Raw genomic sequence first — 20798 nt, 5'->3', positions numbered from 1 at the left:
GCCGCCCCTACGCCCCGTTGCGGGAGGCCTATGTGATCGATGCGGTGCGTACCGCGGTCGGCAAGCGCGGTGGCGCGCTGGCCGAGGTGCACTCCGCCGATCTCGGCGCGGCCGCGCTGCGTGGTCTCGTCGAGCGCACCGGCATCGACCCGGCGATCGTCGACGACGTGATCGTCGGCTGCGTCGACAACCTCGGCCCGCAGGCGGGCAACATCGGCCGCACCATGTGGCTGGTCGCCGGCTACCCCGAGGAGGTGCCCGGCGTCACCGTCGACCGGCAGTGCGGTTCCAGCCAGCAGGCGATCAACTTCGGCGCGCAGGCCATCATGAGCGGCACCGCCGAGGTCATCGTGGCAGGCGGCGTGCAGAACATGAGCGCCATCCCGATCGGCGCCGCCATGCTCGCGGCCAAGCCGTACGGCTTCGAGTCCTCGTTCATCGGCGCGAAGGGCTGGGACTCGCGCTACGGCACCGGCGAGGTCTCCCAGTTCAAGGGCGCCGAGATGATCGCCGAGAAGTGGGACATCAGCCGCGAGGACATGGAGCGCTGGGCGCTGCAGAGCCACGAGCGCGCCAAGGCCGCCATCGCCGAGGGCCGCTTCGACAACGAGATCGTGCCGGTCGGCGACTTCACCGTCGACCAGGGTCCGCGCGAGACCAGCCTGGAGAAGATGGCCTCGCTGCAGCCGCTGTCGGAGGGCAGCCCGCTCACCGCGGCGGTCGCCAGCCAGATCTCCGACGGTGCCAGCGCGACGCTGCTCGCCTCGGAGTGGGCGGTCAAGGAGTACGGCCTCACCCCGCGCGCCCGCATCCATCACGTGAGCGCGCGCGGCGCCGACCCGATCTTCATGCTCAGCGCGCCGATCCCGGCGACCCAGTGGGCGCTGGAGAAGACCGGCCTGACCATCGACGACATCGACGTCATCGAGATCAACGAGGCCTTCGCGCCCGTGGTCCTGGCCTGGATCAAGGAGATCGGCGCCGATCCGGCGAAGGTGAACGTCAACGGCGGCGCGATCGCGCTCGGTCACCCGCTCGGCGCGACCGGCGCCAAGCTGTTCGCCACGCTGCTCAACGAGCTGGAGCGGGTGAACGGTCGCTACGGCCTGCTCACCATCTGCGAGGGTGGCGGCACGGCGAACGTGACGATCATCGAGCGGCTGGACGCGGACAAGTAGTTCCGGGCGAAGTCCGGTGGTCCTCGGCGGATTCCGCCGGGGACCACACCTCGTTCACCACCAATAGGTCACGACATCCCAGCGTTGGAGTGTCCCGGGGAAATCGCAATGGGCCCAGGACTGCTGGCCATCCCACGCGATCGGGCCGCGGCGTTCGTAGGTGGCCCAGCTGCTGCCGAACCAGCCCCACCAATGCCTGCATTCGATCCGCACCTGATGCCGGACCGGCCAATAGCACTGTGAGTACGCCGACGTGTTGTTGATCGGATACGCCGAGCATCCCGACGGACCCCATTGCGCCTGTACCGGCGCCGCACCCATCACCACCCCCGCGCCGAGCAGCATCGCCGCCGACGCGCTGACCACCATCTTCTTGCCGAGCTTTATCATCTCCTACCTCCCACCGAGCGTGGGGGCACGACGCCCCGACCTGTGACAGGGCCTCCGCGCATCTCGTGCTCCGACGGCGCCACATCCGCGAAACCGTCCTTACGTGACTTACATCACATTCCGGGCGGTCGGTGTTACCGCTGTCGGCCGCCGGGCGGCTGTCGTACCCCCGGCCTACGATGGGTCGGGTGAAGGTGCTCGGTGCGTGCCCGCTCGATTGCCCCGACGCGTGCTCGTGGGTGGTGACCGTCGAGGACGGCGCGGCCACCGCGCTGCGGGGGAACAAGGAGCACCCGGTGACCCGGGGCGCCTTGTGCGTCAAGGTCAATCGCTATCTGGAGCAGGTCGGCTCGCCCGACCGGCTGCGCTATCCGCTGCGCCGGGTCGGGCCCAAGGGCTCGGGCCGCTTCGAGCGGATCAGCTGGGACGACGCGCTCGACGAGATCGCCACCCGGCTCACCGGCATCATCGACGAATTCGGCGGCGAGGCGATCTGGCCGTTCCACGGCACCGGCAGCCTCGGCTACCTCCAGGGCCTCGAGGGCTATCCCGGTCGCCGGATGTTCAACGTGCTCGGTGCCTCGCACCACGCCGCGACGATCTGCTCGGTCGCCGGCGGCGCCGGCCTGCGCTACACGCTCGGTACCTCCGGCGGCATGGATCCCGAGGACTTCGCGAAGTCGGAGCTGATCCTGCTGTGGGGCACCAACCCGCTCACCTCCGGGCACCACCTGTGGAAGTTCGTCCAGGACAGCGGCGCCTACCTGGTGTCGATCGATCCGGTGCGCACCAAGACCTCCGAGCGTTGCGACGAGCACATCGCGCCGCTGCCCGGCACCGACGCCGCGCTCGCGCTCGGGCTGCTGCACGTCATCGTCTCGCTCGGCGCGCAGGACGAGCGCTTCCTCGCCGAGCACACCGAGGGCTGGCCCGAATTCCGCGACCGCGTCCTGGAATTCACCCCGGAGCGCACCGCGGCGATCACCGGCGTGCCGCGGGAGCGGATCGTCGCACTCGGTGAGCGGATCGCCCGCACCAGGCCGACCGCCATCCGCGCCTCCCAGGGGATGCAGCGGCACGCGGGCGGCGGTATGGCCCTGCGGGTGCTGGCCTGCCTGCCCGGCGTCACCGGTGACTGGGCGATTCCCGGTGGGGGACTGCACTATTCGACCAGCGGCCATTTCCGGCTCGACGACGCCGCGCTGGTCCGCGACGACCTGCTGCCGCACCCGGTCCGCACCCTGTCGATGACCCGGCTCGGCGAAGCCCTGCTCGAGACCGAAAACCCGCCGGTGAAGGCGCTGTTCGTGATCGGCGCGAATCCGGTCGGTTCCAACCCCGACCAGCGCCGGGTGATCGAAGGGCTCGCCCGCGAGGACCTGTTCACCGTCGTGCTCGAGCACTTCGGCACCGACACCGTCGACTACGCCGACATCGTGCTGCCCGCCACCATGCAGCCCGAACACCTCGACGTGATCGCGGGCTACGGCCACCTCTACCTGGTCTGGAACGAACCCGCCGTCGCGCCGCCGGGCGAATGCCTGTCCACCACCGAGACCTTCCGCAGGCTCTCGCGCCGCCTCGGTCTCACCGAACCGGCGCTCTACGACTCCGACGAGGAACTGGCCAGGCAACTGCTGAAGGGCCACGACCTGGACCGGCTCCGCGCCGACGGCTTCCTGAAGATCCAGCCCGGCTCGGTCCCGGCGGGCAAGCTCCAATTCGTCTCGGCGCGTGCCGAACTGGCTGGCCACGATCCGCTGCCGGACTACACGCCACCGGCCGATGAGGGCGACGGGCTGGTCCTGATCTCCGCCGCCTCGCACTACTTCCTGAACACCTCCTTCGGCGGCAACCCCGAATTGCGCCGCCGGGCGGGCGAATCCACCATCACGCTGCATCCCGACGACGCCGCCGCCCGCGGCATCGCCGACGGCGAGCCGGTCCTGGTGTCCAACGCGCGCGGGTCGTTCGAGGCCGTGGCCGAGGTGTCGGATCGGGTCCGGCCGGGCGTCGCGGGTACCACGAAGGGCCGCTGGGCCAAGTTCACCAACGGCGCCACCGTCAACGCGACCATCGCCGAACGGGATTCGGACTACGGCGGCGGCGCCGTCTTCCACGACAACCGGGTCGAGGTACGTCCGCGCTGATCCGGGTGGTCGGCGCGCGGGCATGCTGGTGCTGTCCGGCCCGAGGTGCCACGCTGGACCGAGCCATGAACGGCGACGAAGGGATGACAGCGATGCCTCAGTACCTCGGCCGGGCCGCGATCGTGGCGGCAGCGGCAGGTGGCCTGCTCCTCGGCACGACGGTGACCGCCTCGGCCGCCACCACCCTGGCCCCCACCTACACGCTGGCCACCGGCTGGACCTGCGCGGGCCAGGTCGACGGCACCGCCATTCCCGGTCCCAGCGACTACAGCGGGCCCGGCGAAGCCGCGGTCTACCTGCGCGGCACCTTCTGGAGCGCGACGCCGGGTTCGCACGAGAGCGGCTGCTCCGTGACAGCCACCGTCGACTGGCGCAATCTCGACACCGGCGCGAGCGGCTCGACCGCGACCGTCGTCGCCGGCGGCCCCGCGGGCCAGACCGGCCCCGCGGTCGGCGTGCTCCTGCCCACCGGGCCCGGCCGGATCGAGGCGACCGTGCGGACCACGCCGCTGGCGCATCTGCCCGGCACCACGCAGTTCACCGTCTTCGCGCCCTGAGTCGAAAAGAGCACCGGACCCGGGCGCACCTCGTGAGTGCGGCACCGGGTCCGGTGTTCGATCGCCCCATGGTGACCGACGGTTGGCTCTGGGCCGTCGATCGGGGGCGAGCTTGTGGTGGGAGCCGGGTACGGCTCCGGGTCAGTGGGCCTCGGCGGCCGGCTCGGTGGTCAGTGCCGAGACGGCCGCGATCCGGGCGACGGCGTCGGCGACGATTCCGTCGATCAGCTCGGCCACGGTCGGCAGGCTGTCGATGATGCCGGTGACCTGGCCCGCGGGCAGCACGCCCGCGTCGGTGCGGCCCTCGACGAGGCCGGCCTTGGTCAGCATCGCCGAGTTCGCCGCCATCACGACCTGGGACCAGCTGAGGTCCTTGGTCTTGCGCATGGCGAGACCGTCGCGCATGATCGTCGACCACTTCATGCCGGTCATGGACTTGAACTTGGCCGCGTTGCCGACCGCCGCGGACAGTCCGCGCCAGCCGCCGGAATGCTCCAGCTTGTCGACAAGTTCGGTGTTCAGCATCCGGTGCGGCATGCCGTCGACCTTCACCGAGACCACCGTGTCCTGCAGGCCGCGCGCCAGGTACTCCTGCTTCACGGCCTCGGGGACGGTGCTCTCCTGGGTGAGCAGGAAGCGGGTGCCCATCGCGACACCGGCCGCGCCGTAGGACAGCGCGGCGGCCAGGCCGCGCCCGTCGAAGAAGCCGCCCGCCGCGACCACCGGGATGTCGACGGCGTCGAGCACCGACGGCAGCAGCAGCGTGGTGGCGACCGGGCCGGTGTGCCCACCGCCCTCGCCGCCCTGCACGATCACCGCGTCGGCGCCCCAGGAGGCCACCTTCACCGCGTGCTTGGCGGCGCCGATCGACGGAACCACCACCACACCGGCGTCTTTCAGCTTGGCGATGAGGTCCTTCTTCGGCGCGAGCGCGAAGGAGGCGACCTTGACCTGCTCGCGGATGAGCAGGTCGATGCGCTCGGTGGCGTCGGTCGCGTCGGCGCGGATGTTCACGCCGAACGGCTTGGCGGTGAGCGACTTGGTCTTGGCGATCGCCGCCTCGAGCTCCTCGAAGGTCATCGTGGCCGAGGCCAGGATGCCGAGGCCGCCCGCGTTGGCGGTGGCCGCGACCAGGCGCGGACCGGCGACCCAGCCCATGCCGGTCTGCACGACCGGATGCTCGATGCCGACCAGCTCCGTCAGCGGAGTCCGCAGCCGCGCGCTCACGCCGCCACTTCCTTCTCCCGGAAGCCCTTGGGATCGAGCACGGTACGGATGATCCGCAGCTCTTCCTCATTGGGCAGCCGGGTCTCGCCCGCGGTACCCAGCTCGGCGACCTCGAAGGAGGTGTTCTCGGCGACCTCGTCGGCGCTCACGCCCGGGTGCAGCGACAGCGCGCGCAGGGTGTGGTCGGGGCCGTTGAAGTCGAACACGCCCAGGTTGGTCACCACGCGGTGCAGGTGGTGGAACCGGTAGGCCGGGTTCTCGGGATCGATGCGGTCGTAACCGATGCCGGAGATGATGTCGACCTGATCGACGAACACCCGCTTGTTGTGCCGGGGCACGAAGTAGCTGGTGGCGTGGTTGATGGTGTTGCCCGGCGCGCCGCGCACACCGAACATCTGCCGGGTCGGCTGCTGCAGCGGACCGAAGGCCGACAGGTTCTGGTTGCCGAACCGGTCGATCTGGTTGGCGCCCATCACCACGTGCCGACGGCCGGAGGCGACCACGTCGAACACCTTGGAGAACGGAATCCAGCCCTCGACCGGGGCTTTCGCGCCGATCGCCGGAACCTCGGCGAAGAACAGCGCCTCGCCGTCGGACAGCAGCAGATCGGGCTCGAAGGTGAGCCGGGCCAGCCGGGCACCGATGGTGGTGACCGTCGACATCGGGCTCGCCATGATCTCGCCCGCTCCGCGGAAGATCTCCGCGGCGGCGACGACGCAGATCTCGGCACGGGTAATGCTCATAGCTTCTGCTCCTCGGCAAAGGCGGTGACAGCGGCCTGGTACTCGTCCTCGGAGACATCCAGGTAGCGAGCCTTGAACTCGGCCCACGACTCGGGAGTCGCCGCGGCGGCCACATAGTGCTTCTGGAACTTCTCGTCGCGGCCGTAGCTGCCGGAGAAGGTGAAGTGCGCGCCGCCGGGCGATTCGACGACGCCGTCGACAAGCATGCGGTTGAGGATGATCGACTGCTGCGGAACGGCTTTCACCAGTTCCTCGGTCTCGACGATGCGATCCACCGAGACGTAGCGCCGTTCGGCGGCCAGGCAGTAGAGGTCGTCGAAGTACGGGTCGACGCCGGTGTAGGCGGCATTGCCGTGCTTGTCGGCCAGATCCAGGTGCACGAAGGCGGCGTCGAGGTTCAGCGCCGGCATGGCGACGAGCGTCTCGGTCCGGCCGTCGGCGGCCGGGTACGGCGACTGGACCGTCGCCAGCTCGCCGTCCCAGAAGTCGATGACCGCGGAGCCCAGACCGGCCCGGATCGGCAGGAACGGCAGCCGGGCGGCCGCGGCCTGCAGACCGCACTTGACCATGCCCTCGTCCATCTCGCGCACGGTGATCGCGCCCTCGGTGCGCGCCTTGGCGAACCACGGATCGTAGAAGGGCGCCGAATCCAGCGAGACGAAGCCGTAGTACGCCTTGCGCACCTTGCCCGCCGAGCACAGCAGGCCCAGGTCGGGGCCGCCGTAGGTGACCACGGTCAGATCGGTGACGTCCGAGCGCAGCAGCGCGCGGACCAGCGCCATCGGCTTGCGCCGGGAACCCCAGCCGCCGATGCCGATGGTCATGCCGCTGCGCAGCTCGCCGACGACCTCGTCGAGCGTCATTCTCTTGTCGCGCATGGCGTCTACTTCTCCTTCTTCTGCGCGGCGAGATCGTCGTCGAAACGCGCCCGGATCTCATCGGCGACGCCGGCGAGGTTGAGCTCCATGGTGAAGCCCTGCTCGTAGCGGTAGGAGCGGTGCACGTCCTGCACGTCGATGCCGTTGAGCGCGCGCTTGGCGGCCCGGATCACGCGGCCGTCCTTGTTCGCGATGTTCTTGGCGACCTCCATGGCCGCGGCGTCGAGTTCGGCGCGCGGCACCACCTGGTACACCGAGCCGTAGTGGTGCAGCTGCTGGGCGGTGAGCTTGCCCGCGGTGTAGAACATGGTCCGCATCAGGTGCTGGGGGACCAGCCTGGCCAGGTGGGTGGCCGCGCCGAGCGCACCACGGTCCACCTCGGGCAGGCCGAAGGTGGCGTCGTCGGAGGCGATGATCACATCCGAGTTGCCGACCAGGCCGATGCCGCCGCCGAGGCAGAAGCCGTTGACGGCGGTCACCACGGGGACCTCGCAGTCGTAGACGGCCGCGAAGGCGTCGAAGCAGCCGTGGTTCGCGCGGATCAGCGCGGTGTGGCCGGTGTCGGCGTTCATCTCCTTGATGTCGACGCCGGCGTTGAAGCCGCGGCCCTCGGCCCGCAGCACGACCACCCGGGTCTCCGGATTACGCCCGGCCGCCCGGACGGCGTCGGCCAGGGCGAACCAACCGTCGGACGGTAGTGCGTTGACCGGCGGGTAGTCGACAGTGACGACTTCGACGCCCTCGGTTTCGGTGTGACGGTTTATCCCCATCGCAAGTCCCATCGTGCGCGCCTCGGCGAACCCGAGACAAAGCAAGCAATTGCTTGGTAGGTTAGCACGGTGGCTGTAGAAATCGACCTTTCCGAGCAGATCGTTCTGGTGACAGGCGGAGTCCGCGGTGTCGGCGCCGGTATCAGCCGGGCCTTCCTCGCCGCGGGCGCGACCGTGCTGACCTGCGCGCGCAGGCCCGCCGACGAACCGATCACGGTGGGGGATCGCGGCACCGAACACCTCACCTGCGATGTGCGTGACCCCGACGCCGTCGCCGCGATGTTCGCCGAGATCGTCGCCAGGCACGGCCGGATCGACCATGTGGTGAACAACGCGGGCGGTGCCCCGTTCGCGATGGCCGACGCCGCGAGCCCCAAGTTCCACGCCAAGATCGTGGAGCTGAATCTGCTCGCGCCGCTGCTCATCTCGCAGCAGGCCAACGCGGTCATGCAGAAGCAGGACGCGGGCGGCTCGATCGTGATGATCACCAGTGTCAGCGGGCACCGGCCGTCGCCGGGCACCGCCGCCTACGGCGCCGCCAAGGCGGGCCTGGACAACCTGGCCACCTCGCTGGCCGTCGAATGGGCGCCCAAGGTGCGGCTCAACTCGGTGGTCGTCGGCCCGGTGGAGACCGAGCTCAGTCACCTGCACTACGGCGACGCCGACGGCGTGGCGGCCGTGGCGCGGACGGTGCCGCTCGGCCGTCTCGCCAACCCCGCCGACGTGGGCAACGCCGCGCTGTTCCTGGCCTCCCCGCTCGCCGCGCACGTCAGCGGCGCCACCCTGCTCGTCCACGGCGGCGGCGAACGCCCGGCCTTCCTGGACGCCGCCAACGCCAACCACTAGACCCACCGATAGACACAGGAGCTTTCACATGGACGACCAGCAGTTGATCTGCGCGGGCCGCACCGTCATCGTCACCGGCGCAGGCCGCGGGATCGGCCGCGCGCACGCGCTGGCCTTCGCCGCGGCGGGCGCGAAGGTGGTGGTCAACGATGTCGGCACCGCGCTCGACGGCGCCGCGACCACCGAGACCCCGGCCCAGCAGGTGGTCGACGAGATCGTCGCCGCCGGTGGCGAGGCCGTCGCCAACTACGACGACGTCGCCGACTGGGACGGCGCCCGCAACCTGATCCGGCAGGCCGTCGACACCTTCGGTGGTCTGGACGTGCTGGTCAACAACGCCGGCTTCGTGCGCGACCGGATGCTGGTCAACCTGGGTGAGGACGAGTGGGACGCGGTGGTCCGCGTGCACCTCAAGGGCCACTTCGCCACCATGCGGCACGCGGCCGAGTACTGGCGTGGCGAGGCCAAGGCCGGTCGTCCGGTCGACGCCCGCGTCATCAACACCAGCTCCGGCGCCGGTCTGCAGGGCAGCGTCGGCCAGGGCAACTACGGCGCGGCCAAGGCGGGCATCGCCGGTCTCACCCTCACCGCTTCGGCCGAGTTCGGCCGCTACGGCGTGACCGTGAACGCCATCGCGCCCGCCGCCCGCACCCGGATGACCGAGACGGTCTTCGCCGACACCATGGCCGCCCCCGACGCGGGCTTCGACGCCATGGCGCCGGAGAACATCTCCCCGCTCGTCGTGTGGCTCGGCAGCACCGAGTCGGCGGGCGTGACCGGCCGGATGTTCGAGGTCGAGGGCGGAAAGGTGGCGCTCGCGCAGGGCTGGCGCCACGGCGCCCCGGTCGACCGCGGTGCCCGCTGGAACCCCGCCGAACTGGGTCCGGTGGTGGCCGAACTGATCGAGAAGAGCACTCCGCCGGAGCCGGTGTACGGCGCATAGCAAACTCTATGAGCGCAGGCCGGGGAAACCTCCCCGGCCTGCGCTTATGGCATGTCACACACGTTCAGGGGGCTGGACGACTCTTGCTCTCTTCTGCGTGGAATCAGGGGTGGGTTTACTATGGGCTACTGTTCGTCGATCCCGGAATGTGTCGCGACCGGGGGTAATGCTGCGCTGAAAAACTAAGGGGATGACAAGCGCATGGCCGTTGGTCGCATCTTGCGCGTACTTGCCGCTGCGAGCGTGCTGGCCGGTTCCGCTCTACTGGGGCCGGCGGTAGTCGCCGTCGCCGCACCGGAGAAACCGCCGACGCCCGCCGCGCAGGCGCCGGGGAGCGGCAGCAGCGGCCAGGACGACAACGGTCCGAACAACGGTGGTCAGAACACCGGCAAGCCCACCGAACTGCGCCTCCCCAGCGGTTCCGGTGCAGGCACTCAGGGCAACGACAACGGTCAGAGCGGCGCCGACGGCACCACCGGGCCCGGCCCGGCCGATCCGCAGCACCCCTCGGGTGCGCCGGTCGCCGGCGAGGGCGAGTGGCAGCCGCTGACCATCCCCGGCCAGGTCGCCCAGGACATCCCCAAGAAGGAAGTCGCCGGTTCCGGTTCCGCCGCGGGTTCCGCGGCCGCCGGTTCGGCGGCGGGCTCGGCGGCCGCGGGCGCGGTCCTCGGTACGGGCTCGGCCGGTCTCGGCCTGCTGCTCGGTTCCGGTTCGGCGGGTGTCGGCGCGATTCTCGGCACCGGGTCGGCGGGCGTCGCCGCGGTCCTCGGTACCGGCTCGGCGGGGGCGGGCGCGATCCTCGCGACCGGTTCGGCCGGTGCGGCCGCGGTCCTCGGTACGGGTTCGGCCGGTGCGGCCGCGGTGCTCGGCACCGGTTCGGCCGCCGTCGGCTCGGCCGCGGCGGGCACCGGGTCCGCCACCCTCGGCCTCGGCTCCGCGCTACTCGGCACCGGTTCGGCGGCGGTGGGCTCGGCCGGTATCGGTTCGGCCGCCGTCGGCTCCGCGGGCGTCGGTTCGGCCGCGGTCGGTTCGGCTGCCGTCGGTTCCGCCGCGGTCGGCTCCGCCTCCCCGCTGCTGTTGCTGCTGCTGCTCCAGGTCCCTTCCGTCCCGGCCGCGCCGGCCCTGCCCTCGATCGCGATTCCGCCCGCGCCCGGCGCGCCGTCGGTCTCCGCCCCGAATATCGCTGTGGCGGCACCGGTTCCGGCGGCAGCTCCGCCCGCCGTCGAAGCGCCCGCCGCGCCGCCCGCGGCCGCCGCGCCGGCGCCCGCCGCGAAGCCGAACCCCGAGTTCAAGCCGACCAGCGACAACAGCGGTCTGCCCGAACCGAAGCTGCTGTCGGTGATCGGCGGCCTGATCGCGTTGACCCTGGCCGGAACCGGTTCGGGCGCAGTGAGTTTCCAAGGTGCCGCGGCCGCCCAAGCACGGGTGAACGCGGCGCGTGCCGAATTCTTCGGACCGAGGTCGTGAGGGGATCTTCGATGAGCAAGAGCAAGACCCAGAGCACCTCCCGGTCCTATCGCCGCGTCGCCGCCGCCGTCGACGCGGTGTGCGCGGTCGCCGCCGACTCCGACGCGACCACCCTCGATGAGGTGGTCGCGGCGATCTCGCTGGAGCGGCAGCGCGAAATCGAGATCACCAGCGCGCAATTGGGCCCTGGCGTGTGCGGCCAGCGCCGGTTCTACCCGGAACGCGACATCATCGTCCTGGCCGACGCCCTGCCGAGCCGGGATCACACCCTCGCGCACGAACTCGGCCACATCGTCTTCGACCACGAAGGTGCCCCCGCGGTGGAGACGACGCTCGAGGTCAGCGACGACCTGATCGCCTACATGCTCAGTCAGCGCGCCCACGCGCAGATCGTCGACGACGGCGCCGACGATCTCGCCGAGTGGGAGGCCGAGACCTTCGCGGCCATGCTCATGACCCGGCTGCGCGTCTTCAACAACCGGGGCGCAGGCGTCTCGGTCCTTCGATTCGATGAGGCACTCGGATGACACTCTGGTTGACAGCCCTGCTGGTCTGGGTTGCCGCGGGTGCGCGAGTGGGTCGCGTGCTGGTGAAGCCCGCGACGACCGCCCGCGTCGCCATCGTCGTCGCGGTCGCCGCTGTCGCGCTCGCGTCGACCGTCGCGATTCCCGATATCGCGGTGGCCGTCGATAATCTGTTGCCCGGCGGGGTGCGTAGCGGGTGGTTGTCCACCGGCATCGTGGATTCGGCGTGGATTCTGTTCACCACCGCCACCTCGGTGGTCGCCTCGGCCGCGTGGCCGGTGGTCTCGCGGCGCAATCTGCGCCAGATCGCGATGGTGGTCTACGGCATCGGCGCGCTCGCCATCGCGATCACGCTGGGGTGGTCGTTCACCTTCGGCTGGATCGTTGTCGCGCTCGGCGCGGTGTTCATCGTGACCACCGGTCTGCGCAACCTGGACTGGACCACCCTGGGTCGCGGCATCGCGATCTACACGGCGGGAACGGCTTTGGTCGCCGTGCTCGCGGTCGCCAACGCCGGCCGCGCCTTCCAGCACGCCGAGCCGTCCCCGCCCGGCGAGCCGACCTGGGGCTGGCAGGCCTGGGAGATCGCGAGCCTGCTGATCGCGTTCGGCGCGGTATCGATCGTGGTCGAGTTGTGGTGGCGGGCCCGGATTCTGCTGCGCCGGATCCGGCCGTTGCACAAACTGATGGTCGGCCGCTTCCCCGATGTGGTCGCGCCCGAGCAGAACGCCACGTCGACGCAGCTCAAGGCCTCCGACCACGTGGCCCAGGTGATGGACGCGCTGTACCTGCTCTCCGGCAGCGGCATCGTCATCCCGGCGGCGGGCGAGCCGCCCGCGTCGGTACCGGAGCGGGCCGCGGTCGTCGCCGAGTGGGTGCGAGATCCGTTGGGGGACTTGTTCGTCGACGCGCGCTGGATCGCGCCCCCGCCCGGGGTGAGTCCGCGCGGCTGGGTGCTGGCGATCGCCTCCGAGTACGACTCGGCGGTCGCCGCCGCCGGCGCCGCGCCGAAGAGCGCCGCCGCTTCGAGCTGAAACGAGTACAGAGAACGGGCCTGAGCTGGTGGATCACACCGTCTCAGGCCCGTTCACTGTGCACGTATCCGTCTGTCACGGCCGGTCCCAGGACACCATCAGGTGCGTCAGGCCGACCGCTCTGTGGTTCCTATTCCGTTCCGTCCGGCGGAATTTCGGGCAAACCTTCGCTCGCCCGCAACTTCTCCGCCATGGAGGTGAGCAAATTCTGTGATTCTTCCGAGAGGTCGAATGCCCTGCTGGACAGTCGACGCAGCCCGTAGCCCTGCAGCTGCGCGAGCAGCTCCAGGTCGTGATCGATCTTGGCCGCGTAGATGTCGTTGAAGAAGTAGTCAGGCTTGACCTTGAAGAACTTCGCCAGGGCGGCCACCGTCTCGTCGGACGGGTTCGTTCGTTGTCCCGACCGCAGCTGCGAGAGATACGGCTTCGAGATCGGATGCCCGGAGGCAGTCAGCGCAGCCGCAACCTCTGCGTTGGTGTGCGGCTTGCGCCCCGGGGGATGCACGGTTTCGAACAGCTTGTTCAGCCGCGCCGCGAAATCAGCCATTGTGAGCCGCCCAATTCCCTTCACTGTACTAACAGTCGTTATCTCGGATACGTATCATTGATATTAGCGGCTCAGTAACTGAAAACCTACGCCTGATTCAGGATTTCTCTACGGTTTCCGACGCTCACCTGCGTGCAGGGGCCGCGACGGTCGCGTTTGCGGGTCACGCCAACGACTCTTGTGGAGCCGGAGGGTGCCCGGGTTCGTGCCCGTCGCGGGGTTCTTCAACCTTGGGTCGATGGTAGCCCAAAGTTAGCTGATGTCTCATGTTCCCCCTCGCCCCCTGGATTGTGTGGCGTACGACACGTTCCGGGCGCCCTGGGATGAATGTTCAACCTGGGCGCCCGGTTTCGGTGATCGTCAGTCTACAGGCGTTCGATGATCGTTCCGGTGGCGAGTGCGCCGCCTGCGCACATGAGCACCATGGCCGTGCCCTTGCCCGTTCGCTCCAGCTCGTGCAAAGCCGTCGTGATGAGCCGCGAGCCGGTGGAGCCGACCGGATGCCCGATTGCGATCGCACCGCCGTTGACATTTACCCGGTCCATGTCCGGCTGATGTACAGAAGCCCACGAAAGTGCGACCGAGGCGAATGCTTCATTGATCTCGAAAAGGTCGATATCCGAAATCTTCATTCCGGAGCGCTCGAGCAGCCGGGTGCACGCCTGCACCGGGCCGTCGAGGTGGAACTCCGGCTCCGCGCCGACGAGCACCTGGGTGCGGATGCGGGCCCGCGGGCGCAAACCCTTGTCGCGCGCGACGGTTTCGTCCATCAGCAGCACGGCGGCGGAGCCGTCGGAGATCTGCGAGGAGGTGCCCGCGGTGTGGATGCCGTCGGCGACGACCGGCTTGAGCGCGGCCAGGCCCTCGAGCGTGGTGGCCCGCAGGCCCTGGTCCCTGGTCATCTCGAACTTCTCGCCGGTGGCGTTGCCCTCGCTGTCGAGCACCGGTGCCGAGACCGGGAGCACCTCGCGGTCGAAGCGCCCCTCGGCCCACGCCTGCGCGGCCAATTGCTGTGAGCGCAAACCGAATCCGTCGATATCGGCGCGGGTGATGCCGCGCCTGCGGGCGATTCGCTCGGCGGCGCCGAACTGGTCGGGCAGGTCGATCGACCACGACGCGGGCCGGCGCGGGCCCGCCTCGGTGCCGACGTTCGCGCCCAGCGGCACCCGGCTCATGGCCTCCACGCCACACGCCATGCCGACGTCGATCGCGCCGGTCGCGATGAGGCCGGCGATGAGGTGGTTGGCCTGCTGGGCCGAGCCGCACTGGGCGTCGATGGTGGTGGCGCCGGTCTGCCAGGGCAGGCCCGCGTGCAACCACGCCACCCGGGTGACGTTGTTGGACTGCTCGCCCGCCTGGGTGACGCAGCCGCCGATCACCTGCTCGACCTCGGCCGGATCGATGCCGGCCCGATCGAGCAGCCCGCGCTGGGCCAGGCCGAGCAGTTCGGCCGCGTGCAGTCCCGAAAGCTGTCCGCGGCGCTTACCGATCGGAGTACGCACGGCCTCGACGATGACGGGTGTGCCCATCTGATTCTCCCTCGTAACTGCAACAAGTTCTGTTCCTGTGCCCAGGGTAAAACCGCGTGGTTCTTCCGTCACGGCAACCCCTGTGCTTGAATGATTGTAGAACGTGTTTCAGTTTGTCGAAGGAGACATCTGGTGGTAGATCCGCGCACCGAACACGCCGGCCCCGGTCACGCGACGGGTACCCGGCCGAACCTGCCGGACGGGTTCGACGTCACCGACCCCGATATCTACGCCGAGCGTGTCCCGGTGGAGGAGTTCGCCGAGCTGCGGCGGGCCGCCCCCATCTGGTGGAATGCGCAGTCGCCCGACGTCGGCGGTTTCCATGACGACGGCTTCTGGGTGGTGAGCAAGCACGCCGACGTGAAGGAAGTGTCGCGACGCAGCGATGTGTTCTCCACCTACGAGAACACCGCGATCCCGCGCTTCAACGACGACATCCAGCGCGAGCAGATCGAGCTGCAGCGATTCGTCATCCTCAACAAGGACGCGCCGGAGCACACCAAGCTCCGCAAGCTGATCGCCAAGGGCTTCACCCCGCGCGCGGTCAACGGCCTGCGCGCCGAGCTGTCGGACCGGGCCGAGAAGATCGTCAAGGCCGCCGCCGAGGCGGGCTCGGGCGACTTCGTCACCCAGGTCGCCTGTGAGTTGCCGCTGCAGGCGATCGCCGAGCTGATCGGCGTGCCGCAGGAAGACCGGATGAAGGTCTTCGAGTGGTCCAACGACATGACCGGCTACGACGATCCCGACAATGTCGACATCGATCCGGTCGCCGCGTCGATGGAACTGCTGGGCTACTCGTACCAGATGGCCGAGGCGCGCAAGGCCAACCCGACCGACGACCTGGTCACCACGCTGATCGAGGCCGACGTCGACGGCGAGGCGCTCACCCCGGAGGAGTTCGGCTTCTTCGTCATCCTGCTCGCGGTCGCCGGTAACGAGACCACGCGCAACGCCATCAGCCACGGCATGGTCGCCTTCATGGAGAACCCCGACCAGTGGGAGCTCTTCAAGAAGGAGCGCCCGTCCACCGCGGTGGACGAGATCATCCGCTGGGCGACCCCGGTCACCTCCTTCCAGCGCACCGCGCTCGAGGACACCGAGCTCGGCGGCGTGCAGATCAAGAAGGGTCAGCGTCTGGTGATGCTGTACCGGTCGGCCAACTTCGACGAGGACGTCTTCGAGAACCCGGAGAAGTTCGACATCATGCGGGCCGACAACCAGCACCTGGCCTTCGGCGGCACCGGCGCGCACTTCTGCGTCGGCGCGAACCTGGCCCGGCTCGAGGTCGACCTGATCTTCAACGCGATCGCCGACCACCTGCCCGACATCACCAAGGTCGCCGACCCCAAGCGCCTGCGCTCGGGCTGGCTCAACGGCATCAAGGAACTGCCGGTCGACTACAAGACCTCCGGGTGCCCGGTAGCGCACTGATATCCCGGAAACGAAACAGCCCCGGACCGAAAGGTCCGGGGCTGTTCTCGTCGGTGCGGTTCAGGACACCTTGCGGGTGGTGGCCATGGCGCGGTCCACCTCCCAGAACGCGCGCAGGGCGGCGATCTTGCCCTCGGCGTCGACCTTGTAGGTGAACACGCCCTCGGCATCGATCACGTGACCCGCCATGGTGGTGCGGATCCTGCCGGTGAAGGCGATCTCGTTGCCGCAGGCGAAGGAGTCCTCGAAGAGGAACTCGATCGACTCGGTCAGCGCGATGGCCTTGTCCCAGAACGCGCCGATCGCCTCGTGACCGCGATGGCCGACGCCCTCGGGGTCGAAACCCGAAGGGCCGACCGGATCTTCGACGATCCCGTCGGTCGCGAACAGGGCGACCCAGGCCGCCCGGTCCCTGGCCCGCACTGCGGCCTGGGAGGCCAGGCCCGCCGCGCGCGCCGAGCGGTCCACCGTTGTCTCGGTCATGACTCGTCCTTCCCGATGATGGGGTCGGCGATGTACTTCGCGGCGAACTTGCGCAGCGAGTCCTGCTTGGCGGCCAGCTCGCCGTCGAAGCCGATGCCGTCGGACAGCCACGGCACCACGATGGTGTCGGTGACGCCGGCGTCGGCCAGATCCTGGTAGCCGTCGCGGCCGAACTTGTCGATGCACACGGCCTGGATCTCGAACGGCACGTCGGACCGGTCGTACTCCGCGCGCAGCTCGCGCAGGCTGGCGATGGTGGTGACCAGGTCGTCGAACTTCATCATCGCCGAGGTCCAGCCGTCACCGATCTTGGCGGCCCGGCGCAGTGCCGGGCCGGTGTGCCCGCCGACATAGAACGGCACCCGCTCGCTCGGCGCCGGGCTGATCTGCAGCTCGTCGAAGTCGAAGAACTCGCCGTGGTACTCGACCATGCCGCCGTCGAGCACCAGCCGGATGATCTCGATCATCTCGTCGACCCGGGCGCCGCGACGGGCGTAGGGAACCCCGCACCACTCGAATTCCTCGGGGGCCCAGCCGATCCCGATGCCGAAGCCGAAGCGGTTGCCCGACATGTTGGCGATCGAGCCGACCTGACGGGCCAGCAGCAGCGGATTGCGCGAGCCGAGCTTGAGGACGTTGGTGTAGAACCGCAGCGTCGTGGTCACCGCGGCCATCGAGGCCGCGGCGATCAACGGGTCGACCCACGGCGTCTCCGGACCCCAGAACCGGCTGCCGTCCGGGGTGTACGGGTAGTCGGCCGCCTGGGACTTCATGTAGAACAGCGAGTCGGGCAGGCCGATCGAGGCGAATCCGCATTCTTCGGCCGTCTTGGCCAGCTCGGTGAGCTGGTCGAGCGGGCTCAGTGCGACACCGAGGGTGAACTTCATTCCGGTCGCTCGCTTCCCACGACCCACATCGAGAAGTACTGGGAGCCACCGCCGTACGCGTGGCCCATCGCCTTGCGGGCGTTCTCGACCTGGTAGTCGCCCGCGCGGCCCATGACCTGCTTGGCCGCTTCGGCGAAGCGGATCAGGCCGGAGGCGCCGATCGGGTTGGAGGAGAGCACGCCGCCGGACGGGTTCACCGGAATCCGGCCGCCGATCTCGGTCTCGCCCTTGTCGGTGAGCTTCCAGCCGTCGCCCTCCGCGGCGAAGCCCAGGTTCTCCAGCCACATCGGCTCGAACCAGGAGAACGGCACGTAGATCTCGGCGACGTCGATCTCCTCGAGCGGGTCGGTGATCCCGGCCGACTTCCACAGCGCGGCGGCCGCGTCCCGGCCCGCCTGCGGATTCACCTGGTCGCGGCCCGCGAAGGTGGTCGGCTCGGTGCGCATCGCGGTGCCGTGCACCCAGGCGACCTTCTTGCCCTGGGCCTCGACCACCGCGGCGGCCTCGGCATTGCCGATCACCAGGGCGCAGGCGCCGTCGGAGGACGGGCAGGTCTCGTCGAACCGGATCGGGTCCCACAGCATCTGCGAGGCCAGCACCGATTCCATGGTGATGTCGGGCTGGTGCAGATGGGCGAGCGGGTTCTTGGCGCCGTTGCGCCGGTCCTTCACCGCGACCATCGCGCCGATGTGCGCCGGGGCGTTGGAGCGGCGGATGTAGGAGCGCACGTGCGGGGCGAAGTAGCCGCCCGCGCCCGCGCCGACCGGCATGGTGAACGGCACCGGAATCGACAACGCCCACATGGCGTTCGACTCCGACTGCTTCTCCCACGCGATCGCGAGCACCTTGCCGTGCACGCCGGCCTGCACCAGGTTGGCGGCGACGACACCGGTGGAGCCGCCGACCGAACCGGCGGTGTGCACGCGCAGCAGCGGCTTGCCGACGGCACCGAGGGCCTCGGCGAGATACAGCTCCGGCATCATGACGCCCTCGAAGTAATCGGGCGCCTTGCCGACGACGACGGCGTCGATGTCGTCGATGGTCAGGCCCGCGTCGTCGAGCGCGCGATCGATCGCCTCACGGCACATGCCCGCCATGGACACGTCCGCGCGCTTCGTCACGTGATGAGTTTGGCCGGTGCCGAGCACCGCCGCGGGGAAGCTCATCGTGCCTCCGATTCCAGAACGGCGACCAGGTTCTGCTGCAGCGCGGGGCCGCTGGTCGCATGAGCGAGGGTCCGGTTCGCGCCGCCGGAGATGATGGCGGTGGCGGCATTGCCGATCCGCTCCAGACCGGCCGCGAACATCGGGTTGGCGGCGAGTGCGCCGCCGGACGGGTTGATCGTGGTCCCGGCGGGCAGGCCGATGGCCTCGGCCAGGATCAGCTGCTGATGACTGAACGGCGCGTGCAGCTCGGCCAGGTCGAAGCCGGTGGTGTCGCCCCGGGTGGCCGCTGCGGCCGCCGCGGTCGCCGACGGCGCGCGGGTGAGGTCGCGTCCGCCGAGCGCCTGGGCATCGATGTTGTGCGCGATTCCGGTGATCCACGCCGGGCGCTCGCACAGTTCGCGGGCCCGATCGCCGACCGCGAGCACGATCGCGGCGGCACCGTCGGTCACCGGCGCGATGTCGTGGGCGCGCAGCGGATCGGCGACATACGGTGCGGCCAGCAGCGCGTCGATGTCACCGCCGGCGACGGCGGCCATCTCCTGCTCGGTCCAGCGGCCCGCGTCCAGCCCGGCCCTGGCCTGCAGGCCCGCGATCGACACGGCGTCCGGCCACAGCGGCCCGACCAGGTACGGATCGAGCTGCATGGTCAGCACCTGCTGGATGGACGCCGCGGCCGAGGACTTGCCGAAGCCGTAGACGAGCGCGGTCTCGGCCTGGCCGGACAGCAGCTTCACCCATGCCTCGTACAGCGCCCAGGCCGCGTCCATCTCGACGTGCGACTCGTTGATCGGCGGCACGGCACCGATCGCGTCGACCGCGGAGATGAACGAGAAGGCGCGGCCGGCCAGGAAGTCCGACGACCCGGAGCACCAGAAGCCGATATCGGACTTGGTGATGCCGAGATCGGCGTAGAGCTGCTGGAAGCACGGCACGAGCATCTCGACGCCGTTGGTGGTGCCGAAGGTCTCCGGCACGTGCGGTGCGTGGGCGAATCCCACCACCGCGATTTCTGGTGTACTCAACGTCGCCTCTCAGAGGTGGTGCTGGTAGGACTCGTACGGGGCATCTGGCTCGCCGGACGGCCGGAAGTGATCGATATTGGCCAGCGCGTGGCCCCATTCCTCGCGGGGTTTCCACACCGCCTCGACCCGCATGCCCATCCGCACCTCCGCGGCATCGCAGCCGAGAACCAGGTGCAGGAACGGGATGTCGGCGCCGTCGAGCAGCACGTAGGCGGCCACATACGGCGGCTTGATGCGCTGGCCGAGGAACGGCACGTTGACGATGCAGAAGGTGGTCACCGTGCCCCGGTCGGGCAGTTCCACCAGATCGTCGGTGGGCGTACCGTCGGTCGGGTTGGCCCCGCGCGGCGGGAAGTACACCTTGCCACCGGCCTCGGACCGGCCGCCGATCAGTTTGCCTTCGGCCAGACCGCGCAGGTAGACGCTCTCCTGAGGGGACGCGGTGTGCTTGTAGCTCAGATCGACGGGGGTGGTCAGCACGGTCACCGGCTCGGCGGGGTCGCCGGCGGGTGCCGCCTGCTCGACGGTCTCGCCCGGCTCGAAGCAGGCGATATCGGTGATGCTGCCGGTCGGCGCGTCGGCCCACCGGACACGCACCCGCATTCCGGTGTGCACTTGCGCGGGTTCGGTCACGTCCAGCGCGTGCAGCAGTGCCGTGTCGGCACCGTCGAGCTGGATCAACGCCCATGCGAACGGGCGGTCGAACGGCTGTCCTTGCAGCGGTTCGGCCACCCACGTCCACGACTGCACCGTGCCGGTCGGCGCGACCTCGACCAGCTCGGCCAGCGGGGCCGAGGTGATCGGGTCGTATTCCTGCGCCGGCACCAATACCCGGCCGTCGCTGCCGCGCACGCCGAGTATCCGGCGGTCGCGCAGTCCGGTCAGGAAGGCGCCGATGATGGGTCCGACGGACCTGGTGTAGTCGAACTGCACCCGAAGGGGTGCACTCAATACTTCCACTGCGGTATTCCCCTGGGTCACGATATCGAGTAGAACAGGTTCTTATTCTGCTGGCAAGGATTCGCC

The 20798-nt window shown here is 69.6% G+C and carries 21 protein-coding genes; 9 read left to right on the top strand and 12 right to left on the bottom strand.

Going from position 1 to position 20798, the window contains the following annotated elements; all coding sequences use genetic code 11:
• Positions 1-17 precede the first annotated feature (17 nt).
• Positions 18-1178 carry an acetyl-CoA C-acetyltransferase gene (locus tag ACFYWJ_RS03035; protein WP_355271713.1) on the top strand — a complete coding sequence of 387 codons (1161 nt, stop codon included), beginning with the start codon at positions 18-20 and terminating at the stop codon, positions 1176-1178.
• A gap of 54 nt (positions 1179-1232) precedes the next feature.
• On the opposite strand, the gene ACFYWJ_RS03030 is transcribed toward ACFYWJ_RS03035, so the two are convergent.
• Positions 1233-1568: a hypothetical protein gene (locus ACFYWJ_RS03030; RefSeq protein ID WP_355270813.1), complete on the bottom strand. Its 336-nt coding sequence runs from the start codon at positions 1566-1568 to the stop codon at positions 1233-1235.
• Positions 1569-1756: 188 nt separating this feature from the next.
• Here ACFYWJ_RS03030 and ACFYWJ_RS03025 point away from each other — a divergent pair, with 188 nt between their 5' ends.
• Both ACFYWJ_RS03025 and ACFYWJ_RS03020 read left to right on the top strand, forming a co-directional pair.
• Complete coding sequence (locus tag ACFYWJ_RS03025; protein WP_387160697.1) at positions 1757-3718, top strand: molybdopterin-dependent oxidoreductase; 1962 nt, start codon at positions 1757-1759, stop codon at positions 3716-3718.
• Positions 3719-3810: 92 nt separating this feature from the next.
• On the top strand, positions 3811-4275 hold the full coding sequence (locus ACFYWJ_RS03020) for a hypothetical protein (protein WP_355270816.1): 465 nt from the start codon (positions 3811-3813) through the stop codon (positions 4273-4275).
• A gap of 141 nt (positions 4276-4416) precedes the next feature.
• Here ACFYWJ_RS03020 and ACFYWJ_RS03015 read toward each other — a convergent pair whose 3' ends face one another.
• From ACFYWJ_RS03015 to ACFYWJ_RS03000, 4 genes are read right to left on the bottom strand one after another with little or no spacing between them, the layout of a single operon-like run.
• Entirely contained in the window at positions 4417-5502 is a 1086-nt protein-coding gene (locus ACFYWJ_RS03015; protein ID WP_355270818.1) for a nitronate monooxygenase, read from the bottom strand.
• Positions 5499-6245: a CoA-transferase gene (locus ACFYWJ_RS03010; protein WP_355270819.1), complete on the bottom strand. Its 747-nt coding sequence runs from the start codon at positions 6243-6245 to the stop codon at positions 5499-5501. The genes ACFYWJ_RS03015 and ACFYWJ_RS03010 overlap by 4 nt, the downstream gene beginning before the upstream one ends.
• A complete protein-coding gene (locus tag ACFYWJ_RS03005) occupies positions 6242-7123 on the bottom strand; it encodes a CoA-transferase (RefSeq protein WP_355270821.1) in 882 nt (293 codons plus the stop codon). The genes ACFYWJ_RS03010 and ACFYWJ_RS03005 overlap by 4 nt, the downstream gene beginning before the upstream one ends.
• Positions 7124-7128: 5 nt before the next feature.
• A complete protein-coding gene (locus tag ACFYWJ_RS03000) occupies positions 7129-7893 on the bottom strand; it encodes an enoyl-CoA hydratase family protein (RefSeq protein ID WP_355270823.1) in 765 nt (254 codons plus the stop codon).
• Positions 7894-7962: 69 nt separating this feature from the next.
• Here ACFYWJ_RS03000 and ACFYWJ_RS02995 point away from each other — a divergent pair, with 69 nt between their 5' ends.
• The 5 genes from ACFYWJ_RS02995 to ACFYWJ_RS02975 all read left to right on the top strand — a co-directional run bounded on the left by ACFYWJ_RS02995 (position 7963) and on the right by ACFYWJ_RS02975 (position 12707).
• Positions 7963-8739, top strand: coding sequence for an SDR family oxidoreductase (locus ACFYWJ_RS02995; protein ID WP_355270825.1), 777 nt, complete (start codon positions 7963-7965; stop codon positions 8737-8739).
• Between the two features lie 28 nt (positions 8740-8767).
• Positions 8768-9682 (top strand): SDR family oxidoreductase, encoded by a 915-nt coding sequence (locus tag ACFYWJ_RS02990; RefSeq protein ID WP_355270827.1) that lies wholly within the window; start codon positions 8768-8770, stop codon positions 9680-9682.
• 201 nt (positions 9683-9883) lie between these two features.
• On the top strand, positions 9884-11149 hold the full coding sequence (locus ACFYWJ_RS02985; protein WP_355270829.1) for a hypothetical protein: 1266 nt from the start codon (positions 9884-9886) through the stop codon (positions 11147-11149).
• Positions 11150-11160: 11 nt separating this feature from the next.
• Positions 11161-11676 carry an ImmA/IrrE family metallo-endopeptidase gene (locus ACFYWJ_RS02980; RefSeq protein WP_019044757.1) on the top strand — a complete coding sequence of 172 codons (516 nt, stop codon included), beginning with the start codon at positions 11161-11163 and terminating at the stop codon, positions 11674-11676.
• Entirely contained in the window at positions 11673-12707 is a 1035-nt protein-coding gene (locus ACFYWJ_RS02975; protein WP_355270831.1) for a hypothetical protein, read from the top strand. Before ACFYWJ_RS02980 ends, ACFYWJ_RS02975 begins: the two co-directional genes overlap by 4 nt.
• A gap of 130 nt (positions 12708-12837) precedes the next feature.
• On the opposite strand, the gene ACFYWJ_RS02970 is transcribed toward ACFYWJ_RS02975, so the two are convergent.
• Both ACFYWJ_RS02970 and ACFYWJ_RS02965 read right to left on the bottom strand, forming a co-directional pair.
• On the bottom strand, positions 12838-13254 hold the full coding sequence (locus ACFYWJ_RS02970; RefSeq protein WP_019044759.1) for a helix-turn-helix domain-containing protein: 417 nt from the start codon (positions 13252-13254) through the stop codon (positions 12838-12840).
• 365 nt (positions 13255-13619) lie between these two features.
• A complete protein-coding gene (locus ACFYWJ_RS02965) occupies positions 13620-14783 on the bottom strand; it encodes a steroid 3-ketoacyl-CoA thiolase (RefSeq protein ID WP_355270832.1) in 1164 nt (387 codons plus the stop codon).
• A 132-nt stretch (positions 14784-14915) separates the two neighbouring features.
• On the opposite strand from ACFYWJ_RS02965, the gene ACFYWJ_RS02960 reads away from it, so the two are divergent.
• Complete coding sequence (locus ACFYWJ_RS02960; protein WP_355270834.1) at positions 14916-16214, top strand: cytochrome P450; 1299 nt, start codon at positions 14916-14918, stop codon at positions 16212-16214.
• A 60-nt stretch (positions 16215-16274) separates the two neighbouring features.
• On the opposite strand, the gene ACFYWJ_RS02955 is transcribed toward ACFYWJ_RS02960, so the two are convergent.
• The 5 genes from ACFYWJ_RS02955 to ACFYWJ_RS02935 are packed head-to-tail and all read right to left on the bottom strand — an operon-like array spanning position 16275 to position 20753.
• Complete coding sequence (locus tag ACFYWJ_RS02955) at positions 16275-16697, bottom strand: nuclear transport factor 2 family protein (protein ID WP_355270836.1); 423 nt, start codon at positions 16695-16697, stop codon at positions 16275-16277.
• A complete protein-coding gene (locus ACFYWJ_RS02950; protein WP_355270838.1) occupies positions 16694-17584 on the bottom strand; it encodes a TIGR03619 family F420-dependent LLM class oxidoreductase in 891 nt (296 codons plus the stop codon). Before ACFYWJ_RS02950 ends, ACFYWJ_RS02955 begins: the two co-directional genes overlap by 4 nt.
• A complete protein-coding gene (locus tag ACFYWJ_RS02945) occupies positions 17581-18750 on the bottom strand; it encodes a thiolase domain-containing protein (RefSeq protein WP_355270839.1) in 1170 nt (389 codons plus the stop codon). Before ACFYWJ_RS02945 ends, ACFYWJ_RS02950 begins: the two co-directional genes overlap by 4 nt.
• Complete coding sequence (locus ACFYWJ_RS02940; RefSeq protein ID WP_355270840.1) at positions 18747-19772, bottom strand: thiolase domain-containing protein; 1026 nt, start codon at positions 19770-19772, stop codon at positions 18747-18749. The genes ACFYWJ_RS02945 and ACFYWJ_RS02940 overlap by 4 nt, the downstream gene beginning before the upstream one ends.
• Positions 19773-19781: 9 nt before the next feature.
• A complete protein-coding gene (locus ACFYWJ_RS02935; RefSeq protein ID WP_355270842.1) occupies positions 19782-20753 on the bottom strand; it encodes an OB-fold domain-containing protein in 972 nt (323 codons plus the stop codon).
• Positions 20754-20798: the final 45 nt, after the last annotated feature.

Source organism: Nocardia sp. NPDC003269 (assembly GCF_042888005.1).
Taxonomy (GTDB): Bacteria; Actinomycetota; Actinomycetes; order Mycobacteriales; family Mycobacteriaceae; genus Nocardia.
Note: the sequence above shows the minus strand (reverse complement) of the source record. Positions and strands in the feature narration are given on the sequence as shown.

Coding starts and splice junctions, on each gene's coding strand:
- ACFYWJ_RS03010 (WP_355270819.1), bottom strand. CDS start 6,245: ATGAGCATTACCCGTGCCGAGATCTGCGTCGTCGCCGCCGCGGAGATC.
- ACFYWJ_RS02965 (WP_355270832.1), bottom strand. CDS start 14,783: ATGGGCACACCCGTCATCGTCGAGGCCGTGCGTACTCCGATCGGTAAG.
- ACFYWJ_RS03020 (WP_355270816.1), top strand. CDS start 3,811: ATGCCTCAGTACCTCGGCCGGGCCGCGATCGTGGCGGCAGCGGCAGGT.
- ACFYWJ_RS03005 (WP_355270821.1), bottom strand. CDS start 7,123: ATGCGCGACAAGAGAATGACGCTCGACGAGGTCGTCGGCGAGCTGCGC.
- ACFYWJ_RS02945 (WP_355270839.1), bottom strand. CDS start 18,750: ATGAGCTTCCCCGCGGCGGTGCTCGGCACCGGCCAAACTCATCACGTG.
- ACFYWJ_RS02950 (WP_355270838.1), bottom strand. CDS start 17,584: ATGAAGTTCACCCTCGGTGTCGCACTGAGCCCGCTCGACCAGCTCACC.
- ACFYWJ_RS02955 (WP_355270836.1), bottom strand. CDS start 16,697: ATGACCGAGACAACGGTGGACCGCTCGGCGCGCGCGGCGGGCCTGGCC.
- ACFYWJ_RS02990 (WP_355270827.1), top strand. CDS start 8,768: ATGGACGACCAGCAGTTGATCTGCGCGGGCCGCACCGTCATCGTCACC.
- ACFYWJ_RS02985 (WP_355270829.1), top strand. CDS start 9,884: ATGGCCGTTGGTCGCATCTTGCGCGTACTTGCCGCTGCGAGCGTGCTG.
- ACFYWJ_RS02970 (WP_019044759.1), bottom strand. CDS start 13,254: ATGGCTGATTTCGCGGCGCGGCTGAACAAGCTGTTCGAAACCGTGCAT.
- ACFYWJ_RS03030 (WP_355270813.1), bottom strand. CDS start 1,568: ATGATAAAGCTCGGCAAGAAGATGGTGGTCAGCGCGTCGGCGGCGATG.
- ACFYWJ_RS02975 (WP_355270831.1), top strand. CDS start 11,673: ATGACACTCTGGTTGACAGCCCTGCTGGTCTGGGTTGCCGCGGGTGCG.
- ACFYWJ_RS03000 (WP_355270823.1), bottom strand. CDS start 7,893: ATGGGGATAAACCGTCACACCGAAACCGAGGGCGTCGAAGTCGTCACT.
- ACFYWJ_RS02980 (WP_019044757.1), top strand. CDS start 11,161: ATGAGCAAGAGCAAGACCCAGAGCACCTCCCGGTCCTATCGCCGCGTC.